This is a genomic window from Paenibacillus sp. Soil724D2 (assembly GCF_001427935.1).
Taxonomy (GTDB): Bacteria; Bacillota; Bacilli; order Paenibacillales; family NBRC-103111; genus Paenibacillus_E.
Window position 1 is genome coordinate 40597 of sequence record NZ_LMRY01000006.1, and the last position, 14885, is coordinate 55481.

A 14885-nucleotide genomic window follows, 5' to 3' on the forward strand; every position below is an offset into this window, starting at 1 on the left:
CGCATTAACTGCCTCTAAATCACCTATTAACCGTGCCTAAAACAATTCTTAAAACTTTATTAAAAAAAGCCTCTAAAACCGCAGAATTTGCGGAGATGAAGGCTTTAAATATGGGTCAATAGCTAGTACTGCTGCTCTTTTTCCCTCATCTTAAGCATCCCGGAGTGGGATAGGTGGATAACAACTTTTATATCGCCTAATTGATAATTTTCCAGCGGTTTCTCCCCGTTAGTTGTAAGCTTAGACCACTCCGGAAAAGCTTGCTTATATAATACATGCTCGAGCTGATAGATATCCGTATCATGGCTTTTCCCCTCCTTGCAGGTTTGCTCGATTTCCTCAGCGATTTGTTTGGCGATCTGTTTTCGCAGCGTATCTTCATCAATGTTCTCTAACAATTCGGCAACCACCGCCTCGGCTTCAATATGAATATCAAATAGGGGTTGATCTCCATTCATTCGCGGCGTAATGCTGGCTTTAGGCTTCTGAATAATAACAGATTGTTTTGCCTTCCCATTTATATAAACGACCATAGGCGTACGGGCGGTGCTGTTTTCTAACCAGCGTGCTCCTTTGAACTGATCCTCTGATAGCCATTCCACATGATTTTTTTTAGCTATCGCATAGACTCCGCTTACTTCTAATTTAGGATCTGGTTTTTCATTTTTCACCCACACATCCTTACGAATAGCCAAAGTGGGCATCATCACCGTGTACCCAGGTTCTCTAGATAGAGCAGCAAACCTGTACAATTTGAGCGGACGAATATAAGCTCGTTGATGGTAATTTTCTTCAGGCTGCATAAGAATAGAGGCCAAAGGGGAGACATTGAAGAAAGGGATAACCGAAAAAATCGTCTCTATCGGCTCATCCGTACTATAAACCCATGGGGTAAACCTTGTTTCCCCATAGCGTACTGAACTGTCCGTAAATTTACCCACACCTTCCTTTAGGGCCTCTCTTGTAAAAACATAAGCACCCACATGCCCCCAAAAGGCTCGCTGCTGTAAGGTTTTGTACAAACGGTCGAAAGCCGCATTAACCGTTTCCCCTTCCTCTTGTCCGACCCAAATCGCAGGGGAGTGCCCTCCTTTACCCCCTTCCTGTTTAGCCACGCTAGAGAAATCCAACATTTGAAAATACACCACATAGCGCCCTTTTTGATAATCGAAGCCTATCGCAGTAATGTAATTCGTATCTTGGATCGTCTTTATATCCCAACAGCCTGTCTGACTAACCAGAAGCAGCATTCCGATGACCAGTCGTCCTAACCCTTTCGTTATCATGAGGACTCCCCGCCCTGGCGTGTGTCATCCTTCGTATGTAATGCTTTCGGTCTTCGCTTCATTTTGTTCCACGGCTTGGCCAATATGGCAGGGATGATATCTCTGAACTGAGGCGGCGATAAGGGCGACAAGTAAGGCACACCGAATGATTCTAATGTTGATAAATATAAAACGAGCCCCATGAGGGATACCATAAATCCGAAAATACCGAAAATTGTGGATATTATCAAAATCATGATCCGGAGCACGGTAATCGTCCCCGCTAGCGATTGGTTCACTAGGGTGTACATCGATATCGTCGAAATGGAGGTCACTACTAATGTTGTAGGGCTCGTGATTCCCGCGCGTATCGCGGCGTCCCCAACAATTAGCCCACCGACAACAGTAACAGTTTGTCCTACTACCTTGGGCAGCCGCGCTCCCGCTTCACGAAACAATTCGAAAAGCAGCAGCATGATAATAAAATCCATCGGACCTGACAAGGGTAATCCTAACCTGGATGTAGCGATAGTGGCTACTAAGGGAAACGGGATTTGATCCAGATTAAATGCGGAAATTGAAATCCAAAAACCAGGAAATAAGGCTGAAACGATCAACCCGCCTATCCGCAAAACACGTTCGAATGCGACATAATAGTACGGGGAGTGCACATCTTCGGGGGATTTCAATATATACATCAAATTCGCTGGCGCAATAAGAACCATGGGGGAACCATCCACTATGACCGCGAATCGTCCGCGCAGCAAGCTATCAGCTACATAATCAGGTCTACCCGCATAATCCAAAAGGGGAAAGAATGGGTATTTGCGTCCTGACATCTCTTCTTCTAATTGCGAGCTGCTAATCAGGGCATCAACGTTAATAGCTTGAAGCCGCTGCTTTGCTTCCTGGAGGATATTAGCATTAATTACATCGCCTATATAGAGGAGAGCTACCGAGGTGTTACTTCTCGTTCCGATTTGCATTTTTTCAACACACAGACTGCGCGTCAGCAAGCGTTTGCGAACGAGCGCGATATTCGTAACGACGCTCTCGGTAAAGGCATCTCTTGGACCTTTGATGGATGTCTCTGTACTTGATTCCTCTGGTGAGCGGTTGGGCGGCGCAGAAATATCCAATGCATACAGCAGTTGCGTCTCTTCGAAAAATAAGATCAGCGATCCTGCATATAATGAAACCGTCATCGACTCTATGGCGTTAGAACCCGTAATTTCAATCAATTGAAGCATCGTATTCACATCTAGCTTAGACGCACTATCAAGTTCATTTTTGAATAAACCTTCAAGCTTAGGCAGTACGAGATTCTCGATATGATCCATATTGGTCATACCCTCACAGTACATGAGTAACACTCGCCCCTTCGGATGAGCTTCCGATAATCGATAAGATTTCACGATGACATCACCAGACAACGCAAACCAATCCCGTAAATCCTGCTCATGCATTAGGCATTCTTCTCCTTTCGTTTTCCCGGCAGGATAGACATCACAAGCAAAACAAGAAGCAAGCTTAAGCCTATTCCAAACATAATGGGATAATATCTATTTTGAATTAGATGCACCATCTGGTTGTCTGAAACTGGGTACAAGCTCGCCGCTAGGAACAACAGGCTGATCCCTATCAGGGTTAGAGTCCGTGTTCGCTTCTTTTGAATACCAATAACATCCACACTAAGAAACATGAGCATCGACGTCCGAACACAAGCCCCTGATATCCATTGGAAAATAGACAAGAAATCCAAGTGGGAAATATATTTCCCCAAGGTAACCATACGCCATTGTTCAAAAGCTGGATATCTTAAATCCGCGGCTTCAAAGGGGCCAAATATGGCAATGGAACCCGTTAACGGACCTATGGTAAGTCCGATCACACATGCCGCAAGAATCAATAAAGCTGGCAGCCGGATGCGTGTATCCACATGATGCTGGAGGAATACGATAGCTAGCAGTTCGAAGGAGGCGCCACAAGTTAACATGATGGATGCAAGTGTAGGTCCATAACCATGTGTAAATAAAGGTGTAAGAAGGCTGTAATTTTTATATTGGAAATTAGCTCCCATCACAAAATACCCAAGAAAAACGACAACCGGAAGTAGAATGCCTGAGGTAATTGCAATCGCTCGCACCCCTGATCTCGCCGCGAAAAAGCAAAAGATTATAAACAAAAGAGCAATCATGAAAGGCGGTGTTCGAGGTAAATAGGTCACATGTGTCCATGTCACCATTTCTTTTATGGTTATAATTGGTTGAGCAATACAAATGGTAATGAGAACTAGTTTGAATGGAAAAACGACCACTTTCCCAAATTTCCGTTGGATCCACTCCATCATATTCTGCTGTTTCGTGCGTTTAATAACGATATAAAGCAGACATACCCATAGGAGCATAGGAATCAGGGAGACCGCTGCGCCGAGCCAGGAATCACGTTTACCCCAATGCAGCAGCACCGGAATTAACAAGACATGGTTCGTAATGCCAATGGAGAGGATTAAGACAAAATATAATTGAAGTGCGGTAATTTTCTTGGTTCCGGACATAAGCTAATCTCCCGCATTGGTATTAGGTGGAAACTTTTTATAAGTTAAGATTTCCAATTCAAGTGGATTTATGCGGTGCGACAAATTAGATTTAGACACCTATCGAAATTAGGTCTTCCATCGATTGCAAAAAGAGAAGAGAGGGTGTAAATTTAATGAATAATTACATTGTACGTGAGCTTGGTGAAGGGGTGAGGTGAAGGTATGTTTACAGAAGAAGAAAAGGACGGTTTGTACAAGAGCATTTATACAAGACGGGATGTACGAACATTTTTATCGGATCCTATCCCAGAAGAAACAATAATGAAATTGCTAAATGCAGCGCACCATGGTCCTTCCGTTGGATTTATGCAACCCTGGAATTTTATAATCATTTCTACGGAAAAAGTGAAAGAGCGTTTGGCTTGGGCAGCAGATAAAGAGAGACGAGCTTTAGCCATTCATTATGAAGATACACGTCAAGATGAATTTCTAAATCTCAAGATTGAAGGGATTAAGCAGGCACCAATTACGATTTGCGTTACTTGTGATCCAACACGCGGCGGTTCTCATGTGCTAGGAAGAAATTCGATACCAGAAACCGATATCATGTCCGTTGCTTGCGCGATTCAAAACATGTGGCTAGCGGCATGTGCAGAGGGATTAGCGATGGGCTGGGTAAGCTTCTATAAGAAAAATGATGTGCGAGATATCCTTGGGATACCTCCTCATATTGATCCAGTAGCATTGCTATCCATTGGATTCACAGAAAATTATCCAGAGAAGCCCATTTTGGAGACAGCCAATTGGGAAAAGCGCAGGAGTCTGAATAATCTAATATTCAGCGAGACTTGGGGAAATCAAAAAGTTGATTAGTCATGAGGTCTAAAATAAGAAAAACGGCTTGCGTTGTCCTACAAAACTCCAACATTCGATTTTAGAGTCATTCAGCTTTCGTGAGGGCAAATGGACTATAGTAGTTACCAAAGTTGTAGTTTATACAACAATTTGCTCGCCCATAGACTGATTAGCAACTTGAAGTTGCAGTTTGTACACCATCATTCAACCGCGAACAGGATTCATTCATTAGCTACCTCATTACTCAGAGTATAGTTGATGATTGATCCCGATTTAAATTCATATTTATTAAGAAAGCCGCCCTCCGATCAATCGGAGGGCGGCTTTGTGCATCCTATTTTAATAGAATGTTGCAAGAATGATGACCAACAGAATGTACAGTACCAATACGATAGCTGTGCTAGAATATCCAACGCCTGACATGGCTATTCCTCCCTTCTGCCTGCAAGAACCTTTTCTTTGTTGTTGTTCGAGATATCCTATGTCGGGCAGGGCAGATAGGTATGGACGTATGTCTATTTGTTCAAAAGAAAAGGTGTTAATTCACCTAGATAGAACACGTCCAAGTGATGAAGGGCACGGGTGCAAGCGGTGTAAAACAGCTTGCGTTCCTTCGCCTCCGCGTAGACAGCCGCCCCGGCATCGTAGAGAATAACGGCGTCGAACTCGAGCCCTTTGGCGAGGTACGCCGGCAGGATCATGACGCCTGCCTCATAGTGCAGCGTCTCTTTGGTGATCCGCGCGAGTCCCGGCAGCAGCGGCTTCAGGCTGGCGTGCGCGCCCTGCGTCTCGCGCTCGGTCTTGCAAATGATCGCGACGGAGCTTGCGCCGCCGTCGCGTCTAGCTATTGCCGCCTCAGCCACGAGGTGGCTGAGCTCGGTCTCGCCCGCCGCGCGCAGAACACGCGGCGCCTCGCCGCTGCGGCTGAACGGCTCGATCGGCTCGCCGCCAGGCAGCACGCGACTAGCGAAATCGACGATTTCGCGCGTCGAGCGGTAGCTCTTGACGAGGCGGATGGTCTCCGTCTCGTCTTCCTTCATCAGCTCGCTAATGGAGCTGTACTCGCTCGTTTGCCCCTCGCCATCCGTACTGCTCGCGTTAGCATGCGTGAAGATCCCTTGATTCCAGTCCCCGAGCAGGGTGAACCGAGCACGCGGGAACAGCTTCTTCAAGTACGCATAGTGAAATGGCGAGTAATCCTGTGCCTCATCCACGAGACAATACCGAATGGTCCCTACGCGCAGTTGGCCCTCAACAAGGCCCTTCAAATAGACAAGAGGTGTCGCATCTTCGTAATGCAGCATTCCCCTAGCAAGCGCATCGGCCGTGAACGTGCTGATCGTATCCCAATCTGCAGGTAGACGCTGCTCCGAATGGTGCATAAGCTCTTGATGCAGTTCACTATTTGTATAAAGATCTTGGTACATCCCCAGCACGTCCACATAAGCGAGCTTGCGCGCTTTCTCCCTAAGTGGAGCAATCGCTTTATGCGCTTTGACCTTGCTCATCTTTTTCATCTCTGGCTCGGTGCCCAAATATTTCGGCTCCCGCACCATTTTACGATAAAACCTCTTCTGGACATCGGCTTGAAACTCATCCAGCTTCTCCAGCATCCACTCCGATAATTGTTCCATCCGTTCACCTAGAGCAAGAATCGAGGATTTGCTGTAAAATCGTTCGCTAAGCTCAGCGGCAGTAATCAATACTTTCTTACCGACTGATAAATCTTGGAAACGAATACCGCCGTTTTTCAGCTTCTCCCCGTAAGCCTCAATGACATTGAGGAAAGCAGCGGACGTTTTGTAATGAATGCTTTGCAGCCGCGCTGTGTAGGAGGGGTCTTGATCCGTCCCCGTAAGGATGAACTCCAATTGATCGTAGGGATCTTCCAGCGTCAGACCCGTGTCGCTTAATTTATGTGTTAAATAGTCTTGGAATGTCGTCTGCTGCATGGTAGCTTCGCCTAGCTCCGGCAGTACGTGAGAGACGTAGTCGCTGAACAGTGAGTTCGGCGAGAACAAAATCATGTTGTCGGCGCTTAGCGTCGTCCGATATTTGTAGAGCAGATACGCGATGCGCTGCAGCGCAACGGAGGTTTTGCCGCTGCCGGCCGCCCCCTGCACGACGAGCACCTTGTGCCGATCATCGCGGATGATCTGGTTCTGCTCGCGCTGTATCGTCGTAACGATACTGTGCATCTTCTCGTCGGCGCTGCGGCTTAGCATCTGCTGAAGCATCTCGTCACCGATGGAGATTCCCGTATCGAACACATCCTGCAGCACGCCGGCTTTGATGATGTACTGCCGCTTGAGCATCAGCTCGCCGCTGACATCCATCTCAGGTGTCCGATACGTCGCCGGGCCCGGCGGATAGTCATAGAACAGGCTAGCAATTGGCGCGCGCCAGTCATAGATAAGAATTTCATCCGTCTTGGCATCAATAAAAGATGTCAATCCGATGTAAATCTTCTCGCGCCCTTGCTCCCCGTTCTCCTTGAAATCAATGCGGCTGAAATACGGAGCATCGACAACACGCTGGAGCTTACGCAGCGCATCCTGCGCCAAGCGATAGCTGCGTTCTTGACCCTGCAGCACATGCTCCTGCTGGGCCATACTCGCTGCCGTCTCAATCAAATCATCCGCATTATCTGCATTGACCGAGATATCATCCCAGAAGCTGCGGCCAATCGCTGTTGCTTCCGATCGTCGCTCATCCACCGTTTGGCGCAGCTCTTCAATTCGCTGCTGTATATTAGTACGTACAGAGGCAACGCGCTGCGTCTCCCTCTCCCGTTCTTCGTTCTCTATAGGCATACGGTCTCACTCCATTTCTATCTATTTATATACACCATGAATTACCTCTTCAAACTCAGGCTCTTCCATGTGCACATCATCCATATCGCCCCAGCTGCTGACGATACGCAGGACTTCCATCGCTTTCAGCTCCTGGCGGTTGCAAGCGATTGTGAGACTATTCGCTTCTTGCTCCAACACGCGAAACGGAAGTTCCCAGCTCGCAGGAACTTGGATTTCACCTCGATAAGTGACCTTCATCATCGTTGGTAAGCCAATACGATCCCGCAGCTCATCGATCGACCCGTCATAGCCAATTTGCCCATGATTGATCACGATAACTCGTTTACACAATTGCTCGATATCATCCATATCATGCGTAGTCAGCAGAATCGTCTTACCGAAATCCCGATTTAAGGTCTGAAGAAAGCCGCGAATGTTTCGCTTGGCGACAACATCCAACCCGATGGTCGGCTCATCCAGAAACAAAATATCCGGATCATGCAGCATCGAAGCCGCCAAATCTGCTCGCATCCGCTGACCAAGGGACAGCTTCCGGACAGGCGTATCCATCAGCTCTTTCAGTTCAAGAAGTTCAGTCAATTCGCCTAACCTGCGGCGGGCTGTGCTTTCCTCCACCCGATACATCGCCGTAAGGATCTCATAAGAGTCCTTCACCGGCAGATCCCACCACAGCTGGCTGCGCTGACCGAATACAACGCCAAGCTGCCTTACGACTCGCCTTCGATGCTTCTGAGGACTATAGCCGTGAATCAACACCTCGCCGGAGGTTGGGTGAAGAATGCCGGTGAGCATTTTGATCGTCGTCGACTTTCCCGCTCCATTAGGTCCAATATACCCGACGAACTCGCCAGATTCAATCTCGAAGCTTACATCGCGTACCGCTTCCTTCTCTTTATAGGCTCGTGAGAACAAAGTTCGAACACCGGAGAACCTGCCTTCTTTGACTAGCGGAGTTTGAAAGGTTTTGCGCAAATTCGTTACGGTTATCATGTTTCTTATGATCCCTCCTTGTATGAAACCCTCGATTAACTTCCTGTGCTTTGATAGCGAGATAATCCTAGCTTCCAAAAGCGCATAGCCAGCCAAAGCGTAGCGAATGAAACAGCAATGGTTCCTAGGAGCATCCAGATGCCGCCTTGATGTCTCAGTAAATATAAGGTAGGTATGTAATTGACGAATCCTACTGGAACCAGTACCAATAGCGCACCCTGCAGCCACTTTGGATACAAGGAAAGCGGATAGCGCGCCGCGGTTTGGGAAGCGTCTTCGGTCATATTTTGCAAAGATTCGATCCGTGTCAACCAGAAGCCAGCAGCCGCAGTTGCTAAGCCAATGGCGAATAAAATAATGGCACCTGTTATGATAATTAACACCGTTAAAGGTACGGCTGACCATCCGATTTGCCCATTAGCCATTAAGGCTTTCATAGCAATAAAAAGTAAGATGATGCCCTGCCCTACTTCAGCAAATAAGAGACGAGCGTTTTGTGTCATCAGCGCCAGCAGCACGGGAACAGGCCGTGTGAGCAGCGCATCCAGATCACCAGAAACGAGATATTTCTCTAGATGATGCACATCGGAAGCCAGCGTGCGATAAATCGCTTTGGATATCATCATGACCCCATACAGATAGCACACCTCATAAAGGGTCCAGCCTTTGATATTGCCAAAACGCATCATCACAAGCGCCACCATCAGAAATTCTGAGATATGTACAAAAGAAGCCATCACGGTCGAAAAAAAGAAATTAAACTTATACTGCATTCGGCTTCGCAAGCTCGCCTTGATCAGCAGCATATAGAGCCTCACTGACATCATCCGCCCTGCACCTCCAGCTTTCTGCGTACCCCCTGCGTAACAGCCAGACAGACACAAGTAAACCCGATGCTCCAAAAAAGAGCGCCGAGCACAACAGTTCCTTGTTCAAGCTGCATGTAGATACGAGTTGGGTAATAGAGTAGATAGGGATATGGTGTGTAAAAGCTAATCGTGCGGAGCCAACCTGGCAACCATTCTAGAGGAATGAAAAAGCCGGAGAGCAGCGTACTGAAGGAATAATTGACCCAATAAAACCAACGTGACTCAGTGGTCCACAAAGCTGCAACCCCTATCAAAAAATTCGTGCAAATGGAGATATATGCCGCCAAGACGAGCGCAATCGCTGTCCAGCCATAAACCGAAGCGTGATGTGGAAGCTGTAAGGAGAAAATGAAGTAGTAGAGGGCATAAATCGGGATGAATTTATAAAGAAACTGATAATATACCTGGCCCCATTCACGGCTCATCGCCTGATAGAATAAGTGTACCGGCCGCATGAGATCGACCGCAATTTGCCCGGTGCGCACCGATTGCTCGAGCCCGAGTCCATTCGTTGTGAACTGCGTAATCCAAAGGATCGCTTGGTTAAAAGCAATATAACCTACAATCCCTTTCGCCCCGTACTCGCCGAGTGACGAGTCGGTCCCTAAACCAGTCCAGATGCTAGCATAAATGAAGCCAAACACCGCACTCACTGCATTGTGCAGCAGATGCGAACCGCGATACTGCAAATTCCTCGCATACGCCTTGCGCGCCAAAACCGCGAAAAGCATAAAACACCTCCTGAGCTGTTTTAATCCTTATCAACTAGCTTTTTTTGCAGCCGCCGCGTAGAGACGGAAGTCTATATTACCAAAGTTACCCTAACCATGGCAATGATTATTTTTTATCGCAGATGGTGCCGCCACGTAACGATGAAAAACATCCTTCCAGATCATTTCACACTGGGACCCAACCCTGATTCCGTTTAATTAAGCATGTTTATCATCGTTAAAGTGCTGCTTCACCTCTTTTCCCGCCACGTAACGATGAAAAACATTCTTCCAGCTCACCTCACATGCCAATCCACCCCGATTTCGCTTTCTTAAGGATGTTTATCATCGTTAAAATGCTGCTTCACCTCTTTTTCCGCCACGTAACGATGAAAAACATCCTTCCAGCTCACCTCACATGCAATCCTCTCTCCTTATCTCTTTGTCTCGCTTTTTCCCCAACACCACCAAAAACGAAAAAGTCCCCGTCTCGTCGCTCAAAGCAACAAAACAGGGACTTCTCTTACTGCGAGCTCACTGGCTTAGCCGGCGGGGAATTGCTGTTCACTCCCGCAGCCTGGGGAGGAACATTTCCTTCATTAAACTCAGCGTTATAGCTATCCTGAATGGTTTTGGTCAAATAGTCATGATCGATATGTTCAGCCAAGTACTGCTTGCCGAAAAGTAAATCGTACTGCACATTCCTGTAGTCATTAAGGAGTACTTTCGATGATTCGGGGACTTCAGCATGAAGTTCTTGGTTCTCATCAACAACAAGATTACTCAGTAATCCTGGCACTTGCGCCGCCAATTCGGCATTCAACTTGAAATTAGCCGGTTTTTCCATATGCAGCATATCCAGCACGTGGGCACCGAGGAAAGAATCACTAAGCAGTGGAATGTCCTGCTTCGGCATATCGAAGTTCGACCAAGTCACAAGCGGAATGCTGTGCATCTTCTTCACTTCTTCCAGCGACCAATCATTTGCGTTACTGCTTTGGATGAAGCCTGCTTCTTTATATACTTGATAATCTAATCCCAGCATCGGCAAATGGTCCCCATAGAATACGATCATCGTCGGTTCATCCGATTCTTTAAAGTGATCGATTAGCATTTGCAAGCTTTGATCCGCATCGTGTGCACCCTGCGCGTAGGTCTCAAGAATCGATTTTGCTTCTGGCGTCAAGTCACCTTGCGCTTTGAACTGATTTTCTCCGTACCGAGGTTCATCATAAGGTCCATGGTTTTCCATGGTTACTGTGTACATAAACATAGGATCCTCGGTTTTATCTACTTCATTTATAATGCTCCTAGACACTTCGGCGTCCGAGATAAAATAACCCTTCATTTCCGGATTCACGAAATGTTCACTGCTCTTAAAGCTTTGGAAACCTAACTCCTTATACACCGAATTACGGTTCCAAAACCATCCTTCATAGGAGTGAATTCCCATACTTTTGTAGCCCTGATCGGCAAAATAACTCGCCAAGCTCGGTACAGGTTTCGTTATATATTGTTGATACGGAATGGAGCCCCCTGGCAGGAAGCTCATCGAGTTCCCCGTTAACACTTCGAATTCTACATTGCTGGTACCGCCACCGAATTGGGGGGACAGCAGGTATCCGGATGTCGACTCCTTCTGCAAGCGGTGGATGGTGGGTACCGGATCTTCACTGAACTTCACATTCGTTAACAAAGTCGGATCCCAGAAAGCCTCACTCATAATGAAAATCACATTCGGCTTCTTCCCATTTAGAGAATTAGTATCTACAGACTTTTTCATTCCTGCTTTTTGCATGCCTACCTCTTGGAGATTAGCTGCAACGGTCGCAATACTTTGATCACTATACGTTTCTGGCTTTTGAACGATCGAATTTTTGACATTGAGGGTGAAAGCCAGGGCTAGTCCATTATTCGCATAGTTCTCTTTCTGATTCCACACAATTTCGTTTACACCCAAATGGTCAAGAATTTTGCCAGCTAACGGTGTTTTGATTGCAAATGCATATAAGGCATAGAGCGCGAACAGCCCTAAACCAATTCGACTGATAATAGAAAAAGATACGCGCGGGAGTATCCATTTCAATAAAAAGACAAAGATGACCGCGATGACCACAGCTCCGATTCGGAGAAGTGCGGCTTTCCCTGTTACAAGCGAAGCAATATCCATACTTTCTTTATTCAGCAAAATATCCCATGGGAAGAAGGGCTCCCCGATCATTTTCACCTTCATATAAGAAATCAGTGCCATAAGGCCAAGCAATAAGGTTGCGATGGATCCGGAAATAGCTAATGATCCTACAACCGCATAAATCAACGCTAATAAACAGAAGGATAGCCCTACATTTAATAGAAAAAGTGACTGGTTAGATGTTATCCATTGGGCCGTTTCATGCAAAGAACCGCGTTCAAGAAGTTCCATTCCTGCTACAGAAAGTATGGGTAAGCAAATCATAAATAATAAAAGCGAAATCGTCGCTCCCAGACGGTTTGGTCTCATCTTCTTAGGAAGATGGTTCCGGGGCTTCAAATTCAAGTGCATATTGCATCACTCTCCTCTTGCCCCTATTATAAACACCAATTGTGAAGGAATTATGTAGCTAACCTTAAAGGAACCTTAGTTTTACCATAAAAACCCATTATTTGAGTCCAGCCAGCCATGAGGCCAACGCCTTCAATTCTTCCTCTTTCAGTGCCACTTGGAACGGCGGCATTCCGCCACCACCCTTTTGAATGCGCTTTATGATCTCCGCTTCATCTAAACGTTCTCCAACTTTTTGGATATTAGGGCCTTGTCCGCCTTGTAATTGATTACCATGACATGAGATGCAGAAATTTTGATAAATCTTAGGAACGTCCACTTTTACCGCCGCCGACTGCGCTTCATTTTGTTTATTTCCACAGGCCGATAAGCCGAGGGCCAGAACAATTACACCAAACAGCTTTAATTTCATACGCGCGAAACTCCTTCAATCTGTTATATTTCTCTCATCATACCAGAGCATAGATTGTAAAATAAAGGAGTAGCGCTATTCACCGTTATTATGTTACTTAATGAGGCTATTTATCGGTTCTAACATTTGGAAAATCATTACGCAAATTGATTATGCGGGCTGGATAAAATAAAAGACATGGCTGGAGCGTTTGCCCAGACCATGTCTTATTTAGGTTTGTAAATATCTTTAAGCTAGTTTCAACCGAATGACGTTCCACGATGCTTTGCCAAGTATTGCCTGAATCTGGCTGTTTGACGATATGGCCGCATTACCGCCTGTGTGAGGCTTCACCCGATCCTGGGCATCCATTGTATTCGAGGCTTTCAGATCATCGTTTTCCAGAACGATATGCTCGATAACTCGGCATTCACCAAAACTGCGCAGATCCAGCTCCAGAGGAAGTGCTTCCTCCAGATGACGGTTAACTGCGAAGATCGTCACTTCGGACTTGTCTTCGTTATGAACGGCAACTGCTTCCAAGTAAGGCACATCCGTATAATCCTTCGCGTCATATTTCGGTGATTTGATCAGCGGCACAAGAACAGTCCCTCGTCCAAATACACTGGCGTGCATGTAAGGATAGTAGATTGTTTGTTTCCAGGCTGCTCCCCCATTCGCGGTCATGATCGGTGCGATGACGTTAACGAGTTGTGCCAAACAAGCCATCTTCACACGATCCGCACGCTTCAACATAGAGATAAGCATACAGCCAACTAACAAGGCATCTTCATGGTTGTAAATGTCTTCGAGCTGTGGCGGCGCGATGGACCAAGGCTCTATTTTGCGATCCGCATCGTTGGAGTGATACCACACATTCCACTCGTCGAAGGATAAGTTGATTTTCTTCTTACCGCGCTTTTTGGCCTGAATATAATCTGCCGTCGAGATCACTGTGTTGATAAACCGATCCATGCCCATAGATTGTGCAAGGAAATTGGCTGAATCCTTATCACGATTGCCATAATATTGATGCAGGGAAATATAATCAACGTGATCATACGTATGCTCAAGTACTGTCGCTTCCCAATCAGGGAAAGTCGGCATATTCAGACTGGAGCTGCCACACGCAACAAGCTCGATCGAGGGGTCGACCCATTTCATAACTTTGGCCGTTTCACAGGCTGCGCGTCCGTATTCCGCGGCAGTTTTGCTGCCTATTTGCCAAGGGCCGTCCATTTCGTTGCCTAGACACCAGGTTTTGATGTTATGAGGTGCCTTGTAACCATGCGTGATCCGTAAATCACTCCAGTAGGTACCGCCTTTGATATTGGAATATTCAATGATATCTCTTGCCTCATCCGGACCGCGAGTCCCCAGATTAACGGCCATCATGGCTTCTGTATTTGCTTTGCGGCACCAGTCCATGAATTCATTCAATCCAACTAGGTTTGGTTCAATGGTGCGCCATGCCAGATCAAGCCTCTTCTTACGTCCTTCTAACGGCCCAATGCCATCCTCCCAGTTGTAACCGGATACAAAATTACCACCCGGATAACGAACAATCGGAACATCCAACCCTTTTACCAGCTCTAGTACGTCTGCTCGAAAGCCTTGCTCATCCGCTTGCGGATGTCCAGGCTCGTAAATTCCGCCATAGACCGCACGTCCCAGATGCTCAATAAATGAGCCGTAAATACGAGAATCTACTTCTCCAATTTTAAAATCTTTGTCAATAATCATACTCGCTTTCATGGACATTGTATTCACCTCGTAGTATAATTAATAAAAATATGAATCGATTAATACATTTATTATGTTATGACTATATTAAACAATAAACAGCGGATGATTTCAAGCTTTTCTTCTGCTTTCTGTTGAATTCATATTTTCATTAATTAGTCTACT

The 14885-nt window shown here is 46.4% G+C and carries 11 protein-coding genes; 1 reads left to right on the top strand and 10 read right to left on the bottom strand.

Going from position 1 to position 14885, the window contains the following annotated elements; genetic code table 11:
- Positions 1-122: 122 nt before the first annotated feature.
- From ASG85_RS07580 to ASG85_RS07590, 3 genes are read right to left on the bottom strand one after another with little or no spacing between them, the layout of a single operon-like run.
- Entirely contained in the window at positions 123-1286 is a 1164-nt protein-coding gene (locus ASG85_RS07580) for a Ger(x)C family spore germination protein (RefSeq protein ID WP_057302501.1), read from the bottom strand.
- Positions 1283-2731, bottom strand: a complete 1449-nt coding sequence (locus tag ASG85_RS07585) for a spore germination protein (protein ID WP_060645850.1) — start codon at positions 2729-2731, stop codon at positions 1283-1285. The genes ASG85_RS07580 and ASG85_RS07585 overlap by 4 nt, the downstream gene beginning before the upstream one ends.
- Positions 2731-3822 carry an endospore germination permease gene (locus ASG85_RS07590; protein ID WP_060645851.1) on the bottom strand — a complete coding sequence of 364 codons (1092 nt, stop codon included), beginning with the start codon at positions 3820-3822 and terminating at the stop codon, positions 2731-2733. Before ASG85_RS07590 ends, ASG85_RS07585 begins: the two co-directional genes overlap by 1 nt.
- A 204-nt stretch (positions 3823-4026) precedes the next feature.
- Between ASG85_RS07590 and bluB the strand changes: the two genes are divergently transcribed.
- A complete protein-coding gene (gene bluB / locus ASG85_RS07595; RefSeq protein ID WP_060645852.1) occupies positions 4027-4677 on the top strand; it encodes a 5,6-dimethylbenzimidazole synthase in 651 nt (216 codons plus the stop codon).
- A gap of 497 nt (positions 4678-5174) precedes the next feature.
- On the opposite strand, the gene helD is transcribed toward bluB, so the two are convergent.
- From helD to ASG85_RS07630, 7 genes are all read right to left on the bottom strand, one after another.
- Positions 5175-7472, bottom strand: coding sequence for an RNA polymerase recycling motor HelD (gene helD, locus ASG85_RS07600; RefSeq protein ID WP_060645853.1), 2298 nt, complete (start codon positions 7470-7472; stop codon positions 5175-5177).
- A 21-nt stretch (positions 7473-7493) separates the two neighbouring features.
- Positions 7494-8465 carry an ATP-binding cassette domain-containing protein gene (locus ASG85_RS07605; protein ID WP_060645854.1) on the bottom strand — a complete coding sequence of 324 codons (972 nt, stop codon included), beginning with the start codon at positions 8463-8465 and terminating at the stop codon, positions 7494-7496.
- A 35-nt stretch (positions 8466-8500) separates the two neighbouring features.
- Complete coding sequence (locus ASG85_RS07610) at positions 8501-9292, bottom strand: ABC transporter permease (protein ID WP_200961663.1); 792 nt, start codon at positions 9290-9292, stop codon at positions 8501-8503.
- A complete protein-coding gene (locus ASG85_RS07615; RefSeq protein WP_060645855.1) occupies positions 9289-10065 on the bottom strand; it encodes an ABC transporter permease in 777 nt (258 codons plus the stop codon). The genes ASG85_RS07610 and ASG85_RS07615 overlap by 4 nt, the downstream gene beginning before the upstream one ends.
- Positions 10066-10567: 502 nt before the next feature.
- Positions 10568-12586 carry a sulfatase-like hydrolase/transferase gene (locus ASG85_RS07620; RefSeq protein ID WP_060645856.1) on the bottom strand — a complete coding sequence of 673 codons (2019 nt, stop codon included), beginning with the start codon at positions 12584-12586 and terminating at the stop codon, positions 10568-10570.
- Between the two features lie 97 nt (positions 12587-12683).
- The gene (locus ASG85_RS07625; RefSeq protein WP_057302493.1) at positions 12684-12998 is read right to left on the bottom strand and encodes a c-type cytochrome; all 315 of its coding nucleotides are present in this window, start codon (positions 12996-12998) and stop codon (positions 12684-12686) included.
- A gap of 228 nt (positions 12999-13226) precedes the next feature.
- On the bottom strand, positions 13227-14738 hold the full coding sequence (locus tag ASG85_RS07630; RefSeq protein ID WP_057302492.1) for an alpha-N-arabinofuranosidase: 1512 nt from the start codon (positions 14736-14738) through the stop codon (positions 13227-13229).
- Between the last annotated feature and the right edge of the window lie 147 nt (positions 14739-14885).